This is a genomic window from Streptomyces sp. NBC_00386, assembly GCF_036063235.1.
Classification (GTDB): Bacteria; Actinomycetota; Actinomycetes; order Streptomycetales; family Streptomycetaceae; genus Streptomyces.
Genome location: NZ_CP107950.1, coordinates 3655324 through 3679686, shown reverse-complemented (window position 1 = coordinate 3679686; position 24363 = coordinate 3655324). Strand labels below are relative to the sequence as shown.

Genomic DNA, 24363 nt, shown 5'->3' with positions numbered 1-24363 from the left:
CGCCGGAGCCGCCGGAGCCGCCGGAACCGTGGGTTGCCGCGGGTTGCCGCGGGCGGCCGAGGTCACTGCGGACAGCCGAGGTCACTGCGAGCGGCCGCGGTCCTCCAGATAGCGCGTGTGGGACTCCTGGCGTCGCGCCTCCGTCTCCCGCAGTGCCGCCGCGAGCCGGTCCGACTCCTCCTGGAGCACGGTGAGCTGACGCTCCAGATGGCGCTCCGGCGGCTCGGTGCCGGGGGCCAGCCGGGTCCACCACCGGGTGCGGACGAAGGTGTCGACGGCTTCCGGGATGTCCTGTCGCACGGCACGCGACAGGGCGTGTACGCCCTCGGGGTCCTGGGCGAGGATCTCGGCGACCCAGCCCGGATCGAGCAGGGCGGTGAGGACCTCGGTCAGCTCGGTGAGCCGGCCGGCCGCCGCCGGGGGCAGCTCGACGCCGTCCAGATACTCCCGCAGCTTGCCGAAGTCGACGCGCAGTTCGGCCAGTTGGGCGGAGGGATCCGGGAAGTCGGGCGGGGCCGGGCGCTCCGGCGGTGCGATCAGCGCGCCCGCGCCGTACAGACCGGCCACGACGACCGGCCAGTACGGGCCCGCCAGACCGGTGAAGGTCAGCGCGAGTCCGGCGATCCCGCACGCGCTGCCGGTCAGGTTCTTGCGCGATTCGAGGAAGCCGATGAACCTACTGGTAGCCACGGATCTCCTCGAAGGCGCCGTCGAGCGAGCCCTTCCGGGCGTCGAAGAGACGGCCGCCGGTCAGGTCGGCGATGTGCTGGAGCTCGCCGCGGTCGGAGTCGCCGAACAGGATGGGGAAGACGGGGATCTCCCGTTGTCCGCCCGGCAGCCGCCGGTAGAAGGCCTCGAAGTCGGCCGGGCTCGCGCCCCTGGTGTTCTCGCCGTCCGTCATCAGCACGATCGACGTGAACGTGTCGTCGTCGGCGCCCAGATGCCCGTACGCCTTCTCCAGGGAGGTGTAGATCGCGGTGTCGCCGGAGGCTTTCAGGGCGAGGACGTCCTCGTGGATGGCGTCGAGCCCGGTCCGGGGGTTCTCGGGGCGGACGACGTGCGTGCGGACACTCTTGACCGCCGACCCGAACGGCATCAGCGTCACTTCCTCACGGTCGCGGAAGTCGCCGGTCAGATTGCCGAGCGCCTTCCTCAGCCGGTCGATGCGCTCGCCGCCCATCGAGCCCGAGGTGTCGAGGACGTACACGGTCCTGGACGGCCGGCGCAGCTTGTTCTCGTACGAGTCGAGCAGCCGGTCGGCGACGGACCGGCTTCCGGGGAAGGGGAGTTCACGCCGGCGGCCGGTGTCGAGCCCGGCCGCCGGGGCGACGGAGGCGACGACCGGACGGCGGTGCGTCCGCTCGGTGATCAGCTTCTGGGTGGCCGGCGCGCGCAGTGCCTCGGCGAGGCGCCGGACGTCGTCGCGGGTGTCCTTGGAGGTCGCGGCGAGGGAGGAGAGCGGATAGTCCGCCGTCACCACGCCGTCGCGCGGGCGGATGACGGTCAGGCCCTTCACGCCCTTGAGGACGGACTCGTAGTTGAGCAGGGCGTCCACGGTGCCGCGGCGTTCGTAGGCGGTGGCCAGCCAGCCGGATGAACCCGACGTCAGCTTCTGCCCCGCGAAGAACTCCCGCAGCCGGGGTGTCGCCCTGACCACGTCCGCGTCCGTGAGCGCCGACTGGGCGCCGGACAGGGCCGAGGCCACCGAGATCAGTGTGGAGAAACCGGAGTTGGAACGTGCCGGATCGGTCATGCCGTACGTGAGCTTTCCGTCCGCCACGGCCTTCTCCACCTGCGACCAGGTGACACCGTCCGGTTTCCAGCCGAGGGCCCGCACCGTGTCCGGCTTCACGCCGAGGGCAACCGGGCTCGACATGACCGGTGTCTCCGAGACGACCTTCCTGGCGGCTTCCGGGCGCAGATGCAGATAGTCGTCGGAGGAGAGCCACAGGGCGTCGAACCTGTCGTCCGAGGCGCCCTGCGCGATCAGGTCCACGGCGGCGAGGGTGCCCATGTAGGTGGGTCTGACCGTGATGCCGGTGTCCCGCCGGATCCGGTCGAGCACCGGCTTCATGTCGCTGAGTTCGCTGGAGGCGAGGATCCGGAGGGTGCCGGGCCGCGGTGCCCCGTCGTCCCCGGACTTCGGCTCCCCCTGGGCCGTGCAGGCCGTGACGGCGAGCAGGGCCAGGGCGGCGCCGGCCGCCCGTCGGAGCGCTCTCATCCGTGCCCGCCTTCCAGGGCGCCCCGGGTGCGGCTGCGCTCCAAGTAGGCTCCGGCGTTCTGGAGTTCGGAGGTCAGGGACTCCACGGTCGCGGCCATCGTCTCGGTCGCCCTGACCTTGTAGGTGTCGATCGCGTCGAGGGTGCGGTAGATCTCCTGGAAGGCGGTGCGCAGGGTCTCGGCGCCGACGGCCGGGTCGGCGGCGATGCGCTGGATCTCCCCGCTCTGGGTGGCGAGCATCTCGGCGTTGCCGCGGATGAGGTCCTCCGTCGTGCCGCGCAGGGCGTTGACCTGTTCGACGACCTTGCGCTGGTTGTCGAGCGCGGAGGCGAGCATGACCGAGATGCGCAGCGCGGAGACCGTGGTGGTGGCCGCGCGGTCGACGCCCTTGATGAGTTCGTCGTTGTTGCGCCGGACCACGTCCATCGCCAGATAGCCCTGGGCGCACACCGCGAGCTGGGTGAGCAGGTCCTGGTGCTTCTGCCGGACGGGGAAGAGCACGTCGGAGCGGAGGGTGTCGGCCTGCGCGGGGTCGGCGGCGTCGACGCCCGCGATGTGCTCCTCGACCGCTGTGTCCAGGGCCTGGGTGAGCACGACGTACTCCTGGAGCTTGCCCATCGTCTCCCAGAGCCGGACGCGTTCGGTCTGCAGCGCCGCGTTGTCCCGGCGCAGTTCGTCCTGGCCGCCGCGCAGCGAGCCGACGATCTTGTTCAAGGTGCCTTGCGCGGAGGCGTACTTGGCGACGTGGTCGCGCAGCTTGTTGCCGCCCGGCAGCCTGGACAGGAACTTCCTGCCCTTGCTCGCGGACAGGTTGCGCGGGTCCAGGTCCTCGACCACGCGCCGGAGTTCGACGAGCGAGCCCGCGACGTGCGACTGCGCGTCCTCGCCCTTGGAGGGCAGGCTGCGGATCGTCCGCTCCAGCATGCGGTTGGACTGGGCGGCGGCACCGCGCATCTCGGTCGACCCCAGGCCCGCGATCTCCCCGACCTTGCCCGCGAATTCGGGGGAGCGCGCGTCCAGGACGGCGAGACCGTCGATGTACTCCGCGGCGCGTCGCGCCATCTCGTCCTGCACACCGGGGTCGACGGGGACGAGTCCGCCGGCCTTCTCACGGGGCACGGGGGCAACGGCCTCGGGCGGCGTGAGGGTGAATGTGTCGTCAGTGGTCACTTGCTCTTCCCCCTAGTTCCCGGCCCGGCGCGCCATCTCGTGCAGCACCTTGTAGGCGGGCACGGGCGCCTGCCGGACGCCGGACAGCTTCTGGTTGAGATAGGCGGCACGGCCGGCGCCGGCCGCCGTGAACTCGCCGGTGGCGCCCTGCGGCCGGAACCCGTGCCGGACGGCGAGCTTGCGCAACGCCGGGTCGGTACTGAGGAGTTCACCCAGCGCGCGGCCCTCGGGCGTGAGCGGTACGACCGTGTGGTCGCTGTTCGCCGTGGTGTCCGGGTAGAGGACCGTGAGGTCGCCGGTGTCCTGGCCCTCGGCGAGCAGCGCGGCGACCTGGGACTCGTAGACGAGGACGAGCGGGTTGCCGGCACCGCTGACGAAGTCGCCGAACGCGGCGTCGGTGCTGGGCTGCTGGGCGCCCTGGACGCTGATGAGCCGGTGCATCAGGGACGCGGTGCGTCCGACGGCGGCGTCGTCGGCGGCGACGCGCCCGCCGTCGGCGACATAGGAAGCGGCCGCGAGGTAGAGGGCACCGGAGTTGGACGTCTCCGGGTCGGTGCTGGTGATGTAGAGCGTGCCGGTCAGTTCACCGTGCGCCTCGGCGCCCTTGAGCTGCTGCCAGGTCCGCTCGTGCCGGGCCGCGTCCAGATAGGCGGCCATCTTCAGCGTGCCGGTGTTCTTGTCGAGGGTGGCCAGTCCGTTGGCGGCGAGGACCTGGGCGGCGCTGCGGTGGGCCACCACGACGAGGGGCGAGTAGAAGGGCCGGGGCAGCGGCCGGCGGACGTGGTACTTGTCCGCGAGCTCGTCGGCCGGGGCCTGGCTGGAAGGGAAGGCAAAGTCGTACCCCTTGAGGTCCAGGCCGTCCATGGCCCAGGACCCGGAGGTCTCCGTCTTCACGGTGTAGCCCTTGGCGGCGAGGGCCTTCACCACATCCGGATCGGAGAAGAACTCAGCCTTCTCCGAACCGATCATTCCGCGCACGGTCTTCGTTGCCGTGCCCTTGTCCTGATCATTGCGGCCTGCGACGACGGCTGCTGCCACTCCGCCGATCAACAGGACCGCCAGGACGATTCCCGCGATGCGTCTCACGCCTGGAGCGTGCACCTCGGAATCCAACGTTCCCCGCCTCGGGGGGTGAACACGAAGTGACCACCGGGTCCCGGTACGCAACCGGAGGAGGAGATGCCGCTACGAGGGCGGCGCGGAGACCCGCGCGCGGCGTACGAAGGGGGTGGCACCCGGTCCGCGCGTCGCTTCGAAGGCGCGCGGACCGGGGCCGTACGGGGCCTCGGGCTCAGGGGCCCGAGGGGGTTCAGCGGGTGGCCAGCTCGCGGGGTTCGAGGGCCGGCGCGTGGGCGTCCATGCGCTCGGCGGAGAGGATCGCCGCGGCCGTGTCGGCGCGGGAGGCCGCGACGAGCAGGGCGCGGCCCGCGAGGGCGTGGGCCCGCCGGTGGAGGGTCGTGAGGCGCGGCGCGCCGGACGCCGTGGCGGCCGCGGCGCGCAGCGGGGCGTCGCCGCGCAGCCGGGTCACCTGCTCGGTGAGCCGCTCGGCGCCGGCGTCCAGATCGGCGGACGGGGCGATCGCGCGGATCTCGTCCGTGACGGCGAGCAGCGCCGCGAGGTGACCGGCGAGCTGGATGTCCAGCTCCTCCTCGCGCGACCGGTGGGGGAAGTCGGAGGAGGGGGCGCCGGCCATCGTGTGGACCGACTTCGAGCGGATCGGTTCGTACATGGGATGGCCTCCTGTGCCTGACAGGAAGCCATCCTAGCTTGGATTTCGTCTAAAGTTGAGCCGGTTCGCATACTGGGACGCGGTGCGCACACAGGGTGAGCGCCGGGTGCGTCCCGGCGGGCGTCACGGCTGGCCGTAGCCGTCCAGGAACGTGCCGATCCGCGTCACCGCGTCCGTCAGATCCGCGACCGTCGGCAGGGTGACCACCCGGAAGTGGTCCGGCTCGGGCCAGTTGAAGCCCGTCCCCTGGACGACCATGATCTTCTCGGCCCGCAGCAGGTCGAGCACCATCTGCCGGTCGTCCTTGACCTTGAAGACCTTCGGGTCGAGGCGCGGGAACAGGTACAGCGCGCCCTTCGGCTTCACGCACGTCACACCCGGGATCTGCGTCAGCAGCTCGTGCGCGACGTCCCGCTGCTCCTTCAGACGCCCGCCCGGCAGGACCAGGTCGTTGATCGTCTGGCGTCCGCTGAGCGCCGCCACCACTCCGTGCTGCCCCGGCATGTTCGCGCACAGCCGCATGTTCGCGAGGATCGTCAGGCCCTCGATGTAGGAGGAGGCGTGCGCGCGCGGCCCCGAGACCGACATCCATCCGACGCGGTAGCCCGCCACCCGGTACGCCTTCGACATGCCGTTGAAGGTGAGGGTGAGCAGATCGGGGGCGATCTTGGCGGTCGCGGTGTGCGTGACGCCGTCGTACAGGATCTTGTCGTAGATCTCGTCGGAGCAGACCAGCAGGTTGTGCCGCCGCGCGATGTCCGTCAGCCCCCGGAGCATCGCGTCGTCGTAGACCGCGCCCGTCGGGTTGTTCGGGTTGATGATGACGATCGCCTTGGTGCGGTCGGTGATCTTCCGCTCCACGTCCGCGAGGTCGGGCATCCAGTCGGACTGCTCGTCACAGCGGTAGTGCACGGCCGTGCCGCCGGACAGGGAGACCGCCGCGGTCCACAGCGGGTAGTCCGGGGCCGGTACGAGTACCTCGTCGCCGTCGTCCAGCAGCGCCTGCATCGCCATCACGATGAGCTCGGAGACGCCGTTGCCGATGAAGACGTGATCGACGTCCGTCTCGATGCCGAGGGTCTGGTTGTGCATCACGACCGCGCGGCGGGCGGCCAGCAGGCCCTTGGCGTCGCCGTAACCGTGCGCCGAGGAGACGTTGCGGAGGATGTCCTCGAGGATCTCCGGTGGGCACTCGAACCCGAAGGCGGCCGGGTTGCCCGTGTTGAGCTTGAGGATGCGGTGACCGGCCGCTTCCAGCCGCATCGCCTCCTCAAGAACCGGACCCCGGATCTCGTAGCAGACGTTGGCGAGCTTCGTGGACTGGATCACCTGCATATCCGTGAGCTTACGGCCGCGCACCGCGCGCCGGGGCGTGTTTTCCACCACCTTGCTTTCGGGCAGGGTGCCCGGTCCTTCAGGGCCGGGGTGAATGTCTGCTCCTGCGGAGCGGGGGAAGCCGGATCGCCGCCAGGGCGGTTCGGTGTCTCGAGAGGGGCGGTGGTGAGGCCGGTCTCGAGCAGGTGCAACAACCCGTAGTGGACGGTGGCCGGGCGTGTCGGCGGCCGGGGTGATCACTCGCACGGGTGATGTCGGTCGATGGTGTGCGCGGTCGGGGAACGCGTTGGCTAGGTTCACGGTCATGGCACGGTTTCGGATGTACCCGACGAGCGAGCAGGCGGGCGTCATGCTAGACCACTGCGCGCACGCCCGGTACGTCTGGAACCTTGCTGTCGAGCAGAACGCGCACTGGCATAAAGGCCGCGGGGCGGCGCCCGGCTTCGCCGAGCAGTGCCGTCAGCTCACCGAGGCCCGGCGTGACAACGCATGGCTGGCCGCGGGCAATGCCGATGTGCAGCAGCAGGCACTGAAGGACTTCGCCAAAGCCAAGAACGCCATGTTCGCCTCCGAATTTGGTGAGCCGACCTGGCGCAGGAAGCACGTGCACGAGGGTTTCCGCGTGATCGGCACGGACCGTATCGGGGAGTTCGAGGCGGATGGTTCACCGAAGCTGAACGCCAGGGGCAGGCAGGTCATGGGCCGCTCGGTGGTGATGCAGAAGCTCAGTCGGCGGTGGGCGCGGGTGAAGGTGCCCGGCTGTGGCTGGGTCCGCTTCCGGCTCAGCCGCAACGGCAAGGGCTCTGAACTGCCGAAGGCGAAGACGTTCCGTGTCACCTGCCGCAACGGCCGGTGGCATATGGCGTTCGCCGTCGTCCCCGCACCCGTCGAGGCGCCCGGCACGGGCGAGATCATCGGCATCGACCGGGGCGTGGCAATCACGGCCGCTCTCTCCGACGGGCGGAAGTTGAACTGCCCGCAGCTCACCGTGAAGGAACGCGCGCAGGTCCGTAAACACCAGCGGCGCGCCGCACGCGCTCCGAAGGGCAGTGAGCGCAAGGCCGCCGAGTACGCCAAGGCGGCCAGGCTCAGGGCGCGTGAAGCCGACCGGCGCAAGGACTGGTGCGAGAAGACCTCGACGATGTTGGCCCGCAGTTATGCCCTGGTGCGGTTCGAGAAGCTCAACATCAAGAACATGACCCGCTCGGCCAGGGGAACCACCGAGCGGCCCGGCAAGCAGGTCAGGCAGAAGGCCGGGCTGAACCGGGTCATCCTGGCCCAGGGCTGGGGCCTGCTCCGCCGGCGCACCGAACACAAGGCCCCGGGCCGGGTCGAGGACGTCCCCGCCCCCTACACCTCCCTGCGGTGCAGCGCCTGCGGTTGGATCGACAAGAACTCGCGCAAGAGCCAAGCCGAGTTCGTCTGCTCCTCCTGCGGCTTCACCTGCAACGCCGACACCAACGCAGCAACCAACGTCGCGGCAGGACAGGGCGGGATCCCCCGCCCCCGGCGAACAGCCGGTGCCGGAGGGGTGACAACGGCCACCGGCCGTTCGAACACCCGTGAACCCCAACCCATACGGGTCGGAATCCCCCTCTTTCAAGAGGGGGAGGATGTCAAGTGAGACGTGTCGGTTCCGGCAATTTTGTCCTCCGACTGCGCCGAACGCCCTGGTGGTCCCTACAATGCGCGATCATGTCCTGGCAGTCCGGAGATCCCGAAGCCCGGCCGACGGTGTACCTCCCGCAGAGCGACGGGGCGACACCTTTGGCCTATGAGACGTACGCCGATCCCGCCGAGGCCCACGGCTGGCGGAAGGCCTACACGGACGGCGACGACACCAGCGTCCTGCCCGTCGTGCCCGGCGATTCGGCGGTGCCGCGGGAGCGGCCGTCGCGCCGCAGGCAGCCCCGCCGCAGCAAGCTGGCCCGGCGGCTGGCCGTGGCCGGGGGTGCGGCGGGCGTCGTCGCGCTCGGCATCGCCGTCTCCGGGGTGTTCGACTCCGGGGCGGCCGGGGGAGCGGGTGGTACGCCCCAGGGCACGACCCGGCCGGTGCACCTGCCCACCGGGCCCGCCGAGGCGGACGACGACCCCACCGCGGTCTCCTCCGCGCAGCCGCTCCAGGACCCGCCGGCCACCACGGCCACCGCCCCGTCCGGCACGGCCTCTCCGGGCGCGACCGCGAGCGCCTCCACCCCCGGGAACGCCTCCACCGGCCCGGCGCCCACCGCGTCCGGCGCCCCCACGGACTCCGCCACCACCGCCGGCCCTTCGGCCACCCCGACCGCGTCCGCGACGAGCACCCCCGGCAGGCACGGACACGGCCACGGGCACGGCGGCTGGTCCTCCTAGGAAGCCCCGCCCGGACCGGCTCCGGCAGACCGCCACACCACGAGCGGCGCCCCCCTCTTCCGTCGCGCCCGGCACCACGGCATGCGACGGCCGGGAAGCGGTTCCCGGTGCGCGGGTGACGGCCGGAAACGACTCCCTATGTGCGGGCGACGGCCGGAAACGGCTCCTTGTTCACTTTTCTCTCTCCCCTCACAATGCGCATGACAACAGATGGCCGGAAGACCTCCGGCCAACGAAAGGCGACCGGATGACCTTCGGTCGCCCCAAGTCGCAAGAGGGGACCCCCACATGAGAAAGCCTCTCGTCGCCGCACTGTTCGCCCTGGTGCTGTCCGGGGCGGGCGCGGCACCCGCGGTCGCGGCACCCGCTCCCCACGCCGTACCCGCGTCCCACTCGGCTCCCGCGCGCGTGTCGGCCCCCGCCGTCACGGCCGGCGCCGAGGCGGCGCCCACCCTCCAGGCGGTCAGCCTGGCCGGGACCGTCGCGCTCAGCAACTGCTCCGGCTCCGTCATCCGCTTCCCCAACTCGGCGGACAGCGCCCCGGCGCTCGTGCTCTCCAACGGCCACTGCCTGGAGACCGGTTTCCCGGACCCCGGTGAGGTGATCGTCGGCCAGTCGTCCAGCCGCACCTTCAGCCTGCTCAACTCGGCGGGCACCAAGGTCGCGACCCTGCGCGCGAGCAAGGTCGCGTACTCGACCATGACCGACACGGACATCACGATCTATCAGCTCACCAGCACGTACGCGACCATCAAGAACTCGTACGGCATCAGCGCGCTGACCGTGCAGGACACGCACCCGGTCGCCGGCACCGCCATCACCGTGGCCTCCGGCTACTGGAAGCGGCTCTACAACTGCAGCATCGACGGGTTCGCGTACCGCCTCAAGGAGGGTGACTGGACCTGGAAGGACTCGGTCCGCTACACCTCCGCCTGCAACACCATCGGCGGCACCTCGGGCTCACCGGTCGTCGACCAGTCCACCGGCAAGGTCGTCGCCGTCAACAACACCGGCAACGAGGACGGTGAGACCTGCACGGTGAACAACCCGTGCGAGGTCGACGCGAGCGGCAACGTCACCGTCCGTGAAGGCATCAACTACGCCGAGGAGACCTACCAGATCCCGGCCTGCTTCACGACCGGCAACCTGCTGAACCTGAGCGCGAGCGGATGCGTCCTGCCCAAGCCGTAGGACCGCGGGAGGGCGGGCGGTCACGCCGTTCGGCGGACCGCCCGTCCCGCCAGCACGTCGGTCCGGCGCCCGTCCTCGATGACGAAACGGCCGTCGATCAGGACGTGCGGGATGCCGGTCGGCAGCGTGCGCGGCGCCGCGAAGGTCGAGCCCGCCGCGACCGTCGCCGGGTCGAAGAGGACCAGGTCGGCGCGGTACCCCTCGCGGACCAGACCGCGGTCGGGCAGCCGCAGCCGGGCGGCGGGCCTGCCGGTGAGACGAGCGACGCACTCCTCCAGCGTCAGGACACCCAACTCCCTTACGTACCGGCCCAGATAGTGCGGGAAGGTGCCGTAGGCGCGCGGGTGCGGTTTGGCACCGTGCAGGATGCCGTCCGAGCCGCCGGTGTGCACACGGTGCCGCATGATCGCCCGGACGTTCTCCTCGTGGCCGACGTGCTGGAGGATCGTGGGGCCGAGCCGGTCCTCGACCAGCAGCCGCCGGGCGGTGGTCCAGGGTTCCTCGCCGCGCAGGCCGGCGGACTCCTGGACGGTCCGGCCGACGTACGACCCGAGGCCGGGGTCGCTCACACCGGAGATCTCGATCGTCTCCCACGCGATGGGGATGCCGTGGCAGCCGTCCGAGCCCACGACCTCCAGATGGTGGCGGACCCGGTCGGCGGTGTCGTCGTCCCGCAACCGGGCGAGCACCGCCTCCGGGCCGCCCACGCCCGCCCAGCTCGGCAGCATCGCCGCCAGGGTGGTGCACCCCGGGGTGTACGGATAGGTGTCGAGGGTGATGTCGGCGCCCTCCGCCAGCGCCTTGTCCAGCAGGGCGAGGAGCTCCGGTGCCCTCCCCTCGTTCACCCCGAAGTTCATGGTGGCGTGGGCGAGATGGAGCGGGCAGCCCGCCTCGCGGGTGAGGGCCACCATCTCCGCGTACGCCTCCAGGGCGCCCGCCCCGTACGAGCGGTGGTGCGGACAGTAGTAGCCGCCGTACTCGGCCACCACCCGGCACAGGGCGGTGAGTTCGGCGTCCCCGGCGTACATCCCGGGGGTGTACGTCAGTCCCGAGGACATGCCGACCGCGCCCTCCCGCAGCCCGTCCGCGACCGACTGCCGCATCCGGTCCAGTTCCCGGGGGGTCGCCTCGCGGTCCTCCCAGCCGACGGCGAGCATGCGGACGGTTCCCTGGGGGACGAGGTAGGCGGCGTTGACCGCGATGCCCTCGCCGTCGAAGCCGTGGTCGAGCCGGTCCAGGTACCCGCCGACGGAACGCCAGGTGAAGTCGATGTCGTCGCCGTCGCCGTTCCAGCCGGTGATCGTCCGGCGGACCTCGGCGAGCGTACGGTCGTCGACCGGCGCGTACGACAGGCCGTCCTGGCCGATGACTTCGAGGGTCACTCCCTGGGCGGCCTTCGCGCTGTGGTCCGGGTCCCGCAGCAGCGCGAGATCGCTGTGCGCGTGCATGTCGATGAAGCCGGGGGCCAGGACCAGACCCTCGGCGTCCAGTTCCCGTGTGCCGCGCGGCCGTTGGCAGCCGGCCGCCGCGGCCTCCTTGACGATCGCGACGATCCGGCCGCCCTTGACGGCCACGTCCGCGCGGTACGTCGGCGCGCCGCTGCCGTCGGCGACGTCCACGTCCTGGATGACCAGGTCGGCGTGGTTCATGGGGGCGACTCCCGTCTCGGTGAAACGCAGAGCTCTGGACGCAGGGCTCTTCGGCGGACGTACGGATCTCAGAAGAACGTACGGATGTAGTCGACGACCGTGCCGTCCGACTCGACCAGGGGGATCAGCTGCCACTTGTCGAAGGACGTGCACGGGTGGGACAGGCCCATGCCGACCCAGTCACCGACCTCCAGGTCCGCCTCGGGGGCCGTGCGCAGCCAGGCGTGCTGGTCGGAGAGCCCGCTCACCTCGATGCCGGCCGCCGGGCGCTCGGTGCCGCCCCGGCGCACGACCTGGGCGAAGGGCAGATCGAGGTCGTGGGCCGCGTCGCGCTTGCCGGCGTTGGTGAAGGCCTGCCCGGGGGAGGGCCGCGAGACGACCTGCGACCAGAGGCGGAACGCCGGGTGCAGGGCGCCCTCCCCCGGGACACGGGCGAAGGGGGTGAGCCTGCGGTAGTGGCCGTCGTCGTGCGAGACGTAAGCGCCCGAGCGCAGCAGCTTCAGGACGGGCAGCGAGAGTCCGGGGATCTCCGCGAACACGTCGGCGACCGCGTCGAACCAGGCGCTGCCGCCGGCGCTGACGACGATCGTGTCGACATCCTTGAACCGCCCGGCGGCGTCGAAGTCCGCCGCGAGCGCGGTCAGCCGCCGCAGCCAGGCGTGCACCCGCTCGGGGTTCGCGTCCGGTACCTCGCCCTCGTACCCCGCGACGCCGGCCAGCCGGAGCGTCCCGGCCGCCGCCACCGCGTCGGCGACCGCCTCGCACTCCGCCTCCGTCCGCGCCCCGGTACGGGCGCCCGCGCCCGCGGCGAGTTCGACGACGACGTCCACCGGGCGGGCGCTCCCGCGCAGCGCGGCGTCCATCAGCTCCACCCCGCGTACCGAGTCGACGTAGCAGACGAACCGGAAGTCCGGGTCCTCGGCCAGCTCGGCGGCGATCCAGCGGAGGGCGGCCGGGTCGACGAGTTCGTTCGCGAGGAAGATCCGGTCGATGCCGAACTCCCGGGCCACCCGCACCTGGTGGGGGACGGCGAGGGTGATGCCCCAGGCGCCGTGCTCGATCTGCCGCCAGAAGAGCTGGGGAGCCATGGAGGTCTTGCCGTGCGGGGCGAAGGCGAGGCCGTGCCGGGTGGCGTACGTCTCCATGAGTTCGAGGTTGTGGGTCAGGCGCTCGGCGGAGAGGGCGAGGACGGGGGTGGTGAAACCGTCCGTGAAGAGGTTGCGGCGCTGGGCGGCCAGCTCGCCGACGCTCAGCCCGCCGGCGTCCGGCGGCAGGCCCTTGAAACGGTGGTCGACGCGCTCCGCCGCGAGAGCGGCCAGCGGTGCGGCGGCGGTGTCGGCGCTCATGGGGTCTCCTCGGCCTGATCGGTTCGTTGCATCATGTGCAACGCTCATTGCGTATGTCGTTTCCTGCTGTCTAACATCCCAGCCGACGCACGGTCAACGGTGCCGTCCACCGCCGTCGACCGCCAGAGCGAGGAGCCCCGACCGCCGTGAGCAGCAACGGACCCGCGGACGCCGCGACCCCCGACACCGGCACCGGCACGGATTCCGGCACCGGCACCGACACCGGTGTCCGTGTCGGCACGGGCGGCGTCGACGTGGTGGCGCTCGGCGAGTCCATGGTCACCTTCCTGCCCACCAGCCCCGGACGGCTCGCCGACGTGCCGTCGTTCGAGCGGGGCATCGGCGGCGCCGAGTCGAACGTGGCCTGCGTGCTCGCCCGCGCCGGTCACTCCGTCCGCTGGGTCGGCAGGGTCGGCGCCGACGGGTTCGGCGACCACCTGGTGGAGGCGATCACCGCGTACGGCGTCGACACCTCCGCCGTGCGCCGGGACCCCGGCCGGCCGACCGGCGTCTACTTCCGCACCGCGGGCGACCGGGCGACCGACGCCCACGAAGTCGCCTACTACCGGGCCGGGTCCGCCGCCTCGGCCATGACGGCACGGAACACGGACCTGGCCGCCGCCCGCTCGGGCCGCGTGCTCCACCTGTCCGGCATCACCGCCGCGCTCTCCGACGGCTGTCTCGGCCTGATGCGCGAGCTGACCGCCCCCCGCCCCGGCCGCCCCCTCGTCTCCTTCGACGTCAACCACCGCCCGGGGCTGTGGCGCGACCACCCCGAGGGGCCGCGCGTCCTGCTCGACCTCGCGCGCCGCGCCGACCTCGTCTTCGTCGGCGACGACGAGGCCCGCGACGCCTGGGGACTGCGCGGAGCGCGCGCGATCCGCGAGGCGCTGCCCGAACCGGACGTCCTGGTCGTCAAGTACGGCAGAGGCGGAGCCGTCGTGTTCGACAAGGAGGTGCCCGAGGGGACCGAGGACGCCACCGGCACCGCCACCTTCGTCCGGGCCCTCAGGGTCGACGTCGTCGCGGCCGTCGGCGCCGGTGACGCCTTCGCCGCCGGGTTCCTCTCCGCCACCCTGCGCGGCCTTCCCGCCCGCGACCGCCTGCGGCACGGCCATCTGACGGCCGCCGCCGCCCTCACCGTCCCGGGCGACCTCGCCGAACCACCCGCCCGGGGGCTCGCCGACCGGCTGGCCGCTCTCGACGACGGTGCCTGGGAGACACTTCGTCTCGGCCCCGGCTGGACCGCAGCCGACGCACGGGCCGCGGAGGAGGTACGTACGCCATGAGCCAGACCGTCGACCGAGCGCTGAGCATCCTGCCGCTGCTCGCCGAGGGCCCCGCCGACCTCGGCCAGGTCGCCGACCGCCTCGGCGTCCACAAGTCCACGGCCCTGCGGCTGCTGCGCACCCTGCACGAACACGGCCTGGTCTACCGCCAGTCCGACCAGCGCTACCGGCTCGGCGCCCGCCTGTTCGCCCTCGCCCAGGAGGCCGTCGAGAACCTCGACGTCCGCGAGATCGCCCACCCCCACCTCGTCCGCCTCAACGAGAGCTGCGGACACACCGTCCACCTCGCCGTGTACGAGGAGGGCGAGGTGCTCTACATCGACAAGGTGGAGAGCCGCTACCCGGTGCGCATGTACTCGCGGATAGGGAAACCCGTCGCCATCACCGTCGCCGCGGTCGCCAAGCTCCTCCTCGCGGACCTGCCCGAGACCGAGCGCCGCGCCGTCGCCGACCGGCTCGACTACCCCCTGTACACGGCCCGTTCGACGCCCAACGCGCCCGCCTTCCTGAAGGAACTGGCGGCGGTGCGCGAACAGGGCTGGGCCACCGACCTCGGCGGCCACGAGGAATCCATCAACTGTGTCGCCGCCCCCGTCCGTGGCGCCGACGGACGCGTCGCCGCCGCCATGTCGGTCTCCGCGCCCAACGTCGTCGTCACCGCCGAGGAACTCCTCGCCCTGCTCCCGCTGGTGCGCCGTACGGCTGACGCCATCAGCCACGACTACTCCGGCAAAGCCCCCACGAAGGAAGACCCCAAGGATTGACTTTTTCGCCCGCTTAGAGGCGGGGGGTTCCAGCGGTCGCCCGCTGGGTTTCCTGCTTCATCGACGACCGCCCCGTCCGGGAGGACTCCCGTTGAGGTCTTACACCGTCTCCACAGGCAGACACGGCCAGCCCGGCCGCGAGAACGTTCTTCGCCGCGTTCGCGTCGCGGTCATGCACCGTGCCGCACTCGCACGTCCACGTACGGACGTGCAGCGGCAGCTTCGCCCGTATTGTGCCGCAGTTTCCGCACAGCTTGCTGGAGGGGAACCAGCGGTCGATCACGACGAATTCGCGCCCGTACCAGGCGCACTTGTACTCCAGCATCTCCCGCAGCTCACGCCAGGCCGCGTCCGAAATGGCCCGGGCGAGCCCGCGGTTCTTGACCATGTTGCGGACGCTCAGGTCCTCGATCACGACCGTTTGGTTCTCACGGACGAGACGAGTGGTCAGCTTGTGCAGGAAGTCGCGGCGCCGGTCGGCAATCCGGGCGTGGACCTTGGCGACCTTGCGGCGCGCCTTGGCCCGGTTCGCCCCGTCACCTTTCGCCTTGCGGGACAGCTCCCGCTGGGCCTTGGCGAGACGGGTGCGGTCACGGCGTTCGTGCCGGGGGTTGGTGACCTTCTCCCCGGTGGACAGGGTCACCAGCGAGGTGATCCCCGCGTCGATCCCGACAGCAGCCGTGGTGGTCGGTGCCGGGGTGATTGTGTCTTCGCAGAGGAGCGACACGAACCAGCGTCCGGCCGCGTCCTGGGACACGGTCACCGTGGACGGCTGGGCGCCTTCCGGGAGCGGCCTCGACCACACGATGTCCAGGGGCTCGCTCATCTTGGCGAGCGTGAGCCGGCCGTCGCGGTAGCGGAACGCCGAGGTGGTGTATTCGGCACAGCGGCGGGACTTCTTGCGCGACTTGAACCGGGGGTACTTCGCCCGTCCCTCGAAGAAGCTCGTGAACGCTCCTTGCAGGTGCCGCAGGCACTGCTGCAGGGGCACCGAGGACACCTCGGAGAGGTAGGCGAGCTCTTCAGTCTTCTTCCATGCGGTGAGCATCGCCGAGGTCGCGTTGTAGTTGACCCTCTCCCGCCGCTGGTACCACGCGGCGGTACGGGCTTCGAGTGCCAGGTTGTAGACCTTGCGCACACATCCGAAGGTGCGCGACAGCTCAGCCGCCTGCACATCCGTCGGATAGAAGCGGAATCTGAACGCCCGCTTCACGTGAGAGGTCATAGCTCACAAATTACTACAACGGATTGTGACCACCACTCCACCGTGAGTGGTGACCGGTGATCTGTCCTGGCGGCGAATCGCCTTTACCTGTCCTGCTCCGCAGAAGTCCGTTCCCGCCCCCGCCCGAAGACCGGGGCATCCACGAAGGAAGCTCGATGACCGACAAGACCGCCCTCACCCCCGCGACCCACACCACCCCGCCCGCCAAGTTCTCGCACGGCGTGCGGAAGGGGAACATCCTCCAGGTCGCCGGGCAGGTCGGCTTCCTGCCCGCCGAGGAGGGCAGGCCCCCCACACCCGCGGGTCCGACGCTGCGCGAGCAGACCCTCCAGACGCTCGCCAACGTCAAGGCCATCCTCGAAGAGGGCGGCTCCGGCTGGGACGACGCGATGATGATCCGCGTCTACCTCACGGACACCGGCCACTTCGCCGAGATGAACGAGATCTACAACCAGTACTTCGAGGAGCAGGGCCTCACCGCGCCCCCCGCCGCCCGCACGACGGTCTACGTCGGTCTGCCGGCCGGACTCCTCGTCGAGATCGACGTGCTGGCCGTTCTCGGCTGACGTCCCCTCCGGGCCCACGCCCGCGCGACTCCCCCCGCAACCCGCGCAACCCGCGCAACTCCCGCACCACGTACGACGTCACGGTGCGGCACCCGGCCACCCCGGGTGCCGCACCGCGATCCGCCCTGCCCGAAAGCCCCCACGGACTGACGAAAAAGAGGCTCCCCGACATGTCGTCGTACCCGCTCGCAGCGACAGCCCCGGCCCCGGAGACACCACCGCACACCGGTGGTCTCCTGCTCCTCCTCGACGGAACGGCCGGACTGCTCACGGTCGCCGCCCTCGGCATCGCGCTCCTCCTCTTCCTGATCATCAAGCTCAGGCTCCAGCCGTTCGTCGCCCTGCTCGCCGTCTCCATAGCCGTCGGCCTCGCGGCCGGACTCTCGGTCACCGAGCTGTTCGGCACGGTCCAGCGGTCGACCGCCGTGTCCGTCATCGAGACGGGCATGGGCGGCATCCTCGGCCATGTCGCGATCATCATCGGACTCGGCACGATGCTCGGGGCGATCCTCGAAGTCAGCGGCGGCGCCGAGGTGCTGGCCTCCCGGCTGCTCGGTCTCTTCGGAGAGAAGCGGGCTCCGCTCGCCATGGGCCTGACCGGCCTGATCTTCGGCATCCCGGTCTTCTTCGACGTCGGCATCTTCGTCCTCGCGCCGATCGTCTACGCCGCCGCCAAGCGCTCCGGCAAGTCGATCCTGCTCTACTGCCTGCCGCTGCTCGCCGGCCTGTCGATGACCCACGCCTTCCTGCCGCCGCACCCCGGCCCGGTCGCCGCCGCCGGACTGCTGCACGTCCAGCTCGGCTGGGTCATCCTCATGGGCATCGTCTGCGGCATCCCCGCGGTGCTGGCCGCCTGGGTCTACTCCGCCTGGATCGGCAAGCGCATCTTCGTCCCCGTACCGCAGGACATGGTCGAGGCGGCGGCCGAGGCCAAGCGGGCCGTCGCGGCCGAACAGCGGGGCGCGGGTGTCTCCTTGCCGGGTGAGGCCGGGAGCCCGGGGGACGGAGCCGGGCCGCGGGAGAAGCCGGTGCCGCTCGGCACGGTCCTCGGCATCATCGGTACGCCGCTGGTGCTGATCCTCGCGGCGACCTTCTCCTCGATCGCGCTCGACCCCTCCACCCCGCGTTCGGTCATCGAGTTCTTCGGCAGCCCGTTCGTCGCCCTCACGATCGCCCTGCTCCTCGCCTACTACCTGCTCGGCATCCGGCGCGGCTGGTCCCGCAAGTCCCTGGAGACGGTGTCGACCTCGTCCCTCAAGCCGGTCGGCAACATCCTGCTCGTGGTCGGCGCGGGCGGCATCTTCGGCGCCGTGCTGAAGGCCAGCGGGGTCGCCCAGGCCCTGTCGGACACCTTCAACGACGTCGGCCTCCCGGTGATCTTCCTGGCCTATCTGATCTCCCTGGTCCTGCGGATCGCGCAGGGCTCGGCGACGGTCGCGATCGTCACCACGGCCGGCATCGTCGCGCCCCTGCTCACCGAGGGGCACCACTCCCAGGCCTTCGTCGCCCTGGTCATCATGGCGATCTCGGCGGGTTCGATCTTCGCCTCGCACGTCAACGACGGCGGGTTCTGGATGGTGGCCAAGTACTTCGGCATCAGTGAGCGCGACACCCTCAGGACCTGGACCGTCCTGGAATCGGTGCTGTCCGTCGCCGGGTTCGCCGTGGCCGCCGTGGTCAGCCTGTTCGTCTAGGACTTGTTCGTCCAGGACCTGTCCGGTCGGGGCCGGCGCCGCCGTACGGCGCCCGCCGGCCTGTCCGTACGGCCGAGATGACTCTCTTCGTGTAACAGAGGCATCGCCAATTCGGGGCTGGCTGTGCCCCGCACAGGATCTTCGACCATACTTCCCGCTGTGGAGCAGCGCATAGGTTCGAAGAGCCAGCCCCTGGACGCAGCCGCGGTGAACCCGGCCTACATCCCCGGGCTTACGTCACCCGTGCCGGCGGAGCCGAAGGACGCGGTCGTGGAGACCGAGGAGGCCGTCGCCGAGGAGACGGTCTCCGACGAGACGGTCTCCGAGGACGCGGCGTCCGACGAGGCGGCGTCCGACGAGGCGGCGTCCGACGAGGCGCCCGCCGCCGAGACCCCGAAGGAGGCCGCCTCCGAGGCCGACCCGGAATCCGGGGCCGTCCCCGACGGTCCCGTCTTCGAGGCCTCCGACCGGCGCGCCTCGATCAGGGCCGACCACAGCGGTGTCCGGCTGCGCCTGGACGACCAGGAGGCGGAGTTCCGCTGGGACGAGATCGGCGCCGTCGAGACGGAGTCGCCGCGCTTCGGCAAGCGGTTCACCATCACGGTGCACACGCCGGAGCGCCGCTGGTATCCGATCGAGATAGAGGCGAACGCCCGGGCACGCTTCAAGGAGTGGGAGGAGCAGCTCGATGCCGTCCTGGACGCCTACTTCGAGGACGGCGAGGCCGAGTCCGAGCCCAAGGCCGAGACCGAGACGGCGGCTGAGGCCGAGGCCGAGGCTGAGGTCGAGACGGCGGCCGAGGCCGAGGTGACGGCTGAGGCCGAGAGCCGGGTCGAGGACGACAAGGACAAGGTCAAGGTCAAGGACAAGAGCGAGAAGCCGTAAAAGGTACGGGGATCCGCGCGCCGGTCAGGAAGGGCGCGCGGATCCCCGTTCACCGGCCGTCTCGGCCGGAGCCAGGCCCTAGGAGCAGTACTGGGCCGCCTTGCCGATGGACCGGTACATGCAGTCGGCGTTCTCCAGGAGTTGGAGCACCGCGTCCCGGTTGCGGGACGTCTCCCGCTCGATGACCTCGTCGGGCGGGTAGAAGCCGCCGCCGGAGCTGGACGTCGGATACATCTCGAAGGTGTAGTCGAAGATCTTCTGGGTGCCCCAGAGGTAGTCGTCGATCGAGCCGTCCGTGATGTACAGATCACTGGCCTGCTCGGCCGTGTACCCGTTGCTGGCGGCCATCTTCTGGCCGATGGCCTTGAACGCGGCGGCGTCGTCCGCCGTCATCCCGGTGGCCGTGTCGGCGGTGGTGTACCCGAACGGCCACAGCACCAGCTCGCTGTAGGTGTGGAAGTCGATTCCGGCGGTGATCTGCTGCTTGCCGCCGACGACCCGGCCGCGTACGAAGTCGGCGACCACCTTCACCTCGGGCGCGGACTCGGCCGAGGCGCCGCGGTAGGTCTCGGAGGACTTGGAGGACGAAGAGCCGCCGCAGCAGCCCCACTTGTAGTTCCAGTTGCGGTTCAGGTCCGTACCGACGTACGAGGAACCGGAGTTGGGCTGGCGGTTCTTGCGCCACGAGCGGTAGGAGCCGCTCGCGATGTCGTACTCGCCGCCGTCCGGGTTGAGGTCGGGGACGATCCAGATCTCGCGGTTGTTCACCATGCTGGTGACGCGGGAGTCGCTGCCGTAGCCGGCCCCGAGTTCGCGCAGCAGGTACAGCGCCATCTCCACCGTGAGGTGCTCGCGGGCGTGCTGGTGGAAGGTGAGCAGGACCTCGGGCTCGCTCTCGTCGGTCGCCACGTTGTCGCTGACCTTGATGGCGACGATGTCCCGGCCCTGGTAGGACTTCCCGATCACCCGCTTGTTCATGATGTTCGGGTAGGCCGCGAGCCGCTGGTCGATCTCCGTGTTCATCTCGGCGTAGTTGTGGTATTTCGAGTCCGCCGTCGGGAAGTCGAAGAGCCGTACGTCACCGGCGGATCGGTCGGGCGCCGAGCCCAGCGGCGAGACGTCGTATCCCTGCCGGCGCAGTGTGGCGATCTGGTCCGCGCGGCCCGATACGACGACGGTCTCCTCGTCGGCCTCGTCCACGGTGACGCCCGACCGCTGGATCTGTGTCCGGGACGCGGGGGTCGAACTCTGGTGGATCTCGTACTGCCTGACGTCGTCGGACGAGGGTGCGAGGACCCTGGCCCCGCTCGCCGTGGCGTCGGTGGCGGCGGCGGTCAGGGGAGCCGCGAGAGCGAGGGCCGCGAGGACGGCGAGCGCGGCGCCGCGTCGGCGGCCTCTGCCCTTGCCGTCGGTGCTGCCACTGCCACGTGGGCGAATTCGCATGAAGTCTCCTTGTTTCTCCGTAAATTCCGGGATCTCCGGAATTGTGGGGGAGCGGAGCCGGGAGGTGGCTCAAGGTGACGTGCGTGGTGCGGGTGTGGCGCTCATGGTGAGGGTTGTGGCATGAGCAGGTCAAGAGACGACAAAGGGCCGTCGGCGGGAACCGGCCGCGCGGAACGGCGCCGGCCCCGTTCGCCGCGACTGCGGCGAACGGGGCCGGAGGGGCACCGCCGGGGGAAGGGTGACGCGGCGGTCCGGAACTACAGTGCGTGCACGTGCGGGCCGACCGCGTTCGACCAGGCGTTGCCCGCCGAGGCGTCCCAGTTGGTCGACCAGGTCATCGCGCCGCGCAGGCCCGGGTAGGCCTTGGAGGGCTTGAAAGAACCGCAGTTGGTGAGCTTGGTCAGGCAGTCGAGGGCGTTGTTCACGATGGTCGGGGAGACGTAGCCGCTGCCCGCGCCGCTGGTGGAGGCGGGGAGGCCGAGGCCCACCTGGGACGCGTCGAGACCGCCCTGGAGCTGGATGCAGGCGAGTGCCGTCAGGAAGTCGACCGAGCCCTGCGAGTAGACCTTGCCGTCACAGCCGAGCATCGAACCGCTGTTGTAGTACTGCATGTTGACGACGGTGAGGATGTCCTTGATGTTCAGGGCGGTCTGGAAGTAGGAGTTCGACGTGGACTGCATGTCGATGGTCTGCGGGGCCATGGTGATGACCAGGGACGAGCCGGCCTTCGTGGACAGCGAGCGCAGCGCCTGGGACATGTAGGTCGCGTTGAGGCCGTTCTCCAGGTCGATGTCGACGCCGTCGAAGCCGTACGTCTGCATCAGGGAGTAGACGGAGTTGGCGAAGTTCGTGGCCGACGCCGAGTCGCTCACCGAGATGGTGCCGTTCTGGCCGCCGATGGAGATGATGACCTTCTTGCCGGCAGCCTGCTTGGCCTTGATGTCGGCCTTGAACTGGTCGACGGTGTAGCCGCCGAGCCCGGCCGAGTCGAGCGTGAAGCTCACGGCGCCCGGCGTGCTCGTGGCGTCGGCGAACGCGACGGCGATGATGTCGTACTGCGACTGCACGGCGGAGAGCTTCTGCACGGTCGCGCCGTTGTTGAAGTTCTGCCAGTAGCCCGTCACGGCGTGCGCGGGCACCGTACCGCCGCCCCCGCCACCGCCGGACGCGGCCGTCGTCCCGGTGACGGCCGACGACTTGGCCGACTCGCCGGCCGAGTTGGTCGCGCTGACCTGGAACGAGTACGACGTGGAGGCCGTGAGCCCCGAGACGGTCGCGGAGGTTCCGGTCACCGACTGGACCTTGGAGCCGCCCTGGTACACGTTGTAGCCGGTCGCGCCCGACACGGTGTTCCAGGCCAGGGAGACGGACGAGGAGGTCGTGCCGGACACGGCGAGGCCCGCGGGGGTCGCCGGGACCGTCGGGGCCGGGTCGCCGCCACCGCCGCCGTCGGGTCCGAACACCGAGAAGTCGTCGGCGAAGTAGGCGGGCTGTCCGTACCAGCCGTGCGACCAGACCGTCACCGAGGTCGTCGAGGCGCCGGTGGTGAAGGTGTTCGTGAGCTGCGTCCAGGTGGTGTTGGGCGTCCAGGTCGACACGTCCGTCGTCCCCGTGCCGCTCACCCCGAGGTAGGTGTACGACCCCTGGACCCAGGCGCTCAGCGTGTACGTCGAGTTGGGCTTCACGGCGACGGACTGGGAGCACTGGGCGTAGTCCTGCCCCGCGGGCGTGGCCTTCAGGGCGGCCGAGCCGCCGTGCACCGGTGAGGAGACGGTCGTGCCGCTGCCCGCCGAACAGGTCCAGTTGCTCAGGCCGGACTCGAAGCCGCCGTTCTTGACGTTGTTGATGTCGGCGGCCTGGGCCTGGCCGGCCAGGCCGGTGAGGGAGAGGACGGACGCCGTGACGACGGCGGCGAGGGCTCCCGCCCATCTCCGTCCGGGCATACGGGTGACGCGGTCCACTGGGTCCTCCAGGGGAGAGGTGGGGGAGGGGAGGGGGAACGGAACGGTGGCCACCGTCGGTGGATACAAGTTGGTCCAGACCAATCTGGTTGTCAAGTCCCACGACGCTCCCAACACCCTTATGGGAGGCCCCAGTTGTTTTGAGACGGCTTACTCTCCGTTGATCACGCCCGCACCTTCGGTGAGATGATCTCGGAGATTCGGTGTTGAGCGGGCCATGCCGTGGATATGGTGCTGATGCAAGAGGGCGTCACCGTGGCGATCCGTGGCCGTCGAAGGAACGGACCGCGACGCTCTTTGGCGACAAAGGGGCGATCTGAGGCGGTGGTTGACCACCCCGCCGCAGCGAACGGGGTGTGTGCAGCGTGCCGACCGCGATAGCCGTCACCAGTCCAGGTCTGGTGCTCCCGCCGCACGACCGGCAGACCCCGCCGGCGGCCGTCCAGCCGCTCGGCACCCTGGAGGACTCCCTCACCGGGATGCACACGCTCATCGAGCAGCACGGGTATGTCATCTCCCTCTACCCGGCCGGCACCGAGACCGCCGTCACCCGGCGGCTGCACACCGTCCGCTCCGTCCTGGAGAGCGACCGCATCGCGCTGCTCGGCATCGACCTGCCGCCGCTCGGAATCGCCCTGCTGGCCCAGCAGTTACGTCAGCTGTCGGTGTGCGACTTCAGCCCCGGCGTGCTCGCCTCCGCCGCCCGGCTGCTCGCGCACTACATCTACGCCGGCGCCCTGCTCGGCTCGGTCGCCAAGCTCGACCGGGTCCCGGTCTCCCTGAAGTCGCACGCCAAGTCATGGGTGCCGGGCGCCCAGTTCGCCGTCCTCGCCAATCCGCGTGCCGAGTTGATCAGAGTCGGCCAGGAGGAGCTGCCGGGTCCGGAGTTCGGGACCCGGATGCTCTCGGCCGCCGGCCAGCCGCCCTCCGACTGGGTCACCTCCACCCTCGCGCCCGCCTGGCAGGTCCAGAGTGCCGCCACCGTCCCGCTGCCCGGGGAGTCGGTCCGCTGGTGGGGGACGAACCGGCTCGTCGAATTCGCCGCCGGACTGTACGACGTCTCGGTCCTCTATCAGCTCGTCTCCTCCGTCCGGCGGGACGAATGCCGCTGGTGCGGGCTCGAACTCATCGGTGACCGCTGCGGGTTCTGCGCGGCCCCGCTGTCGCCGCCTTCCGCACAGGAGCTTCCGGCCACCACCGTCCGGGCAGCCTCTCCGGTACGCGCCCTGCCCCGAGGCGCCACTTAGGCCCCTCGTGCACATCGCGCGCACCGAACAGCGCACCCAGCGCCATCGCACAGCACGTCAAGCACCACCGCACAGCACATGCAGAGCCGACCGAACAGCGCACCAGGCACCACCGCACAGCACGTCAGCCACGACCGCACAGCGCACCAGACACCACCAGGCACCACCGCCCGACCCCGCCGTCCCTGTAGATCGAGGTTGTCCTGAACATGCTGCATTGTCCCGGAGGTCAGCCCCCGGATCCCCGGCAGGAACGACAGCCCGGTCCCCTTTCCGGTACCGCCCCACGAGGTGAGA

Annotated in this window: 20 protein-coding genes; 9 read left to right on the top strand and 11 right to left on the bottom strand. The window is 70.6% G+C overall.

Features of this window, described 5'->3' with window-relative positions; all coding sequences use genetic code 11:
- Positions 1-81 precede the first annotated feature (81 nt).
- The 6 genes from OG780_RS16000 to OG780_RS15975 form a co-directional block, all read right to left on the bottom strand.
- The gene (locus OG780_RS16000) at positions 82-690 is read right to left on the bottom strand and encodes a hypothetical protein (RefSeq protein ID WP_328448774.1); all 609 of its coding nucleotides are present in this window, start codon (positions 688-690) and stop codon (positions 82-84) included.
- On the bottom strand, positions 677-2221 hold the full coding sequence (locus OG780_RS15995; RefSeq protein ID WP_328448772.1) for a substrate-binding and vWA domain-containing protein: 1545 nt from the start codon (positions 2219-2221) through the stop codon (positions 677-679). The genes OG780_RS16000 and OG780_RS15995 overlap by 14 nt, the downstream gene beginning before the upstream one ends.
- Positions 2218-3390 carry a toxic anion resistance protein gene (locus OG780_RS15990; protein ID WP_328448770.1) on the bottom strand — a complete coding sequence of 391 codons (1173 nt, stop codon included), beginning with the start codon at positions 3388-3390 and terminating at the stop codon, positions 2218-2220. The genes OG780_RS15995 and OG780_RS15990 overlap by 4 nt, the downstream gene beginning before the upstream one ends.
- A 12-nt stretch (positions 3391-3402) precedes the next feature.
- Positions 3403-4476 carry a hypothetical protein gene (locus OG780_RS15985; protein WP_328448768.1) on the bottom strand — a complete coding sequence of 358 codons (1074 nt, stop codon included), beginning with the start codon at positions 4474-4476 and terminating at the stop codon, positions 3403-3405.
- 223 nt (positions 4477-4699) lie between these two features.
- On the bottom strand, positions 4700-5119 hold the full coding sequence (locus OG780_RS15980; RefSeq protein WP_328448766.1) for an SCO4983 family protein: 420 nt from the start codon (positions 5117-5119) through the stop codon (positions 4700-4702).
- A 123-nt stretch (positions 5120-5242) separates the two neighbouring features.
- Entirely contained in the window at positions 5243-6454 is a 1212-nt protein-coding gene (locus tag OG780_RS15975; RefSeq protein ID WP_328448764.1) for a pyridoxal phosphate-dependent aminotransferase, read from the bottom strand.
- Between the two features lie 304 nt (positions 6455-6758).
- Between OG780_RS15975 and OG780_RS15970 the strand changes: the two genes are divergently transcribed.
- The 3 genes from OG780_RS15970 (at position 6759) to OG780_RS15960 (ending at position 9997) form a co-directional block, all read left to right on the top strand.
- Entirely contained in the window at positions 6759-8078 is a 1320-nt protein-coding gene (locus tag OG780_RS15970; RefSeq protein WP_328448761.1) for an RNA-guided endonuclease InsQ/TnpB family protein, read from the top strand.
- 71 nt (positions 8079-8149) lie between these two features.
- Positions 8150-8806 carry a hypothetical protein gene (locus OG780_RS15965; protein WP_328448759.1) on the top strand — a complete coding sequence of 219 codons (657 nt, stop codon included), beginning with the start codon at positions 8150-8152 and terminating at the stop codon, positions 8804-8806.
- 288 nt (positions 8807-9094) lie between these two features.
- Positions 9095-9997, top strand: a complete 903-nt coding sequence (locus OG780_RS15960) for a S1 family peptidase (RefSeq protein WP_328448757.1) — start codon at positions 9095-9097, stop codon at positions 9995-9997.
- Between the two features lie 20 nt (positions 9998-10017).
- Here the strand turns inward: OG780_RS15960 and OG780_RS15955 are convergent, their stop codons facing one another.
- Together OG780_RS15955 and OG780_RS15950 are read right to left on the bottom strand one after the other, a co-directional pair.
- Positions 10018-11646 (bottom strand): N-acyl-D-amino-acid deacylase family protein, encoded by a 1629-nt coding sequence (locus OG780_RS15955; RefSeq protein WP_328448755.1) that lies wholly within the window; start codon positions 11644-11646, stop codon positions 10018-10020.
- A gap of 68 nt (positions 11647-11714) precedes the next feature.
- Positions 11715-12992 (bottom strand): amino acid deaminase, encoded by a 1278-nt coding sequence (locus OG780_RS15950; RefSeq protein WP_328448753.1) that lies wholly within the window; start codon positions 12990-12992, stop codon positions 11715-11717.
- A gap of 254 nt (positions 12993-13246) precedes the next feature.
- Here OG780_RS15950 and OG780_RS15945 point away from each other — a divergent pair, with 254 nt between their 5' ends.
- A complete protein-coding gene (locus OG780_RS15945; protein ID WP_328458158.1) occupies positions 13247-14281 on the top strand; it encodes a sugar kinase in 1035 nt (344 codons plus the stop codon).
- Entirely contained in the window at positions 14278-15045 is a 768-nt protein-coding gene (locus OG780_RS15940; protein WP_328448751.1) for an IclR family transcriptional regulator, read from the top strand. Before OG780_RS15945 ends, OG780_RS15940 begins: the two co-directional genes overlap by 4 nt.
- 13 nt (positions 15046-15058) lie before the next feature.
- Here the strand turns inward: OG780_RS15940 and OG780_RS15935 are convergent, their stop codons facing one another.
- Positions 15059-16270 (bottom strand): RNA-guided endonuclease InsQ/TnpB family protein, encoded by a 1212-nt coding sequence (locus OG780_RS15935; protein WP_328448749.1) that lies wholly within the window; start codon positions 16268-16270, stop codon positions 15059-15061.
- 155 nt (positions 16271-16425) lie between these two features.
- Between OG780_RS15935 and OG780_RS15930 the strand changes: the two genes are divergently transcribed.
- From OG780_RS15930 to OG780_RS15920, 3 genes are all read left to right on the top strand, one after another.
- A complete protein-coding gene (locus OG780_RS15930; RefSeq protein ID WP_326785785.1) occupies positions 16426-16836 on the top strand; it encodes a RidA family protein in 411 nt (136 codons plus the stop codon).
- A gap of 170 nt (positions 16837-17006) precedes the next feature.
- Positions 17007-18530: a GntP family permease gene (locus tag OG780_RS15925; protein ID WP_328448747.1), complete on the top strand. Its 1524-nt coding sequence runs from the start codon at positions 17007-17009 to the stop codon at positions 18528-18530.
- Positions 18531-18689: 159 nt separating this feature from the next.
- A complete protein-coding gene (locus OG780_RS15920; RefSeq protein ID WP_328448745.1) occupies positions 18690-19415 on the top strand; it encodes a hypothetical protein in 726 nt (241 codons plus the stop codon).
- Between the two features lie 78 nt (positions 19416-19493).
- Here the strand turns inward: OG780_RS15920 and OG780_RS15915 are convergent, their stop codons facing one another.
- Together OG780_RS15915 and OG780_RS15910 are read right to left on the bottom strand one after the other, a co-directional pair.
- Complete coding sequence (locus OG780_RS15915) at positions 19494-20858, bottom strand: M14 family metallopeptidase (RefSeq protein ID WP_328448743.1); 1365 nt, start codon at positions 20856-20858, stop codon at positions 19494-19496.
- 257 nt (positions 20859-21115) lie between these two features.
- A complete protein-coding gene (locus OG780_RS15910; RefSeq protein ID WP_328458156.1) occupies positions 21116-22801 on the bottom strand; it encodes a chitinase in 1686 nt (561 codons plus the stop codon).
- 383 nt (positions 22802-23184) lie between these two features.
- Between OG780_RS15910 and OG780_RS15905 the strand changes: the two genes are divergently transcribed.
- On the top strand, positions 23185-24066 hold the full coding sequence (locus OG780_RS15905; RefSeq protein WP_328448741.1) for a hypothetical protein: 882 nt from the start codon (positions 23185-23187) through the stop codon (positions 24064-24066).
- Positions 24067-24363: the final 297 nt, after the last annotated feature.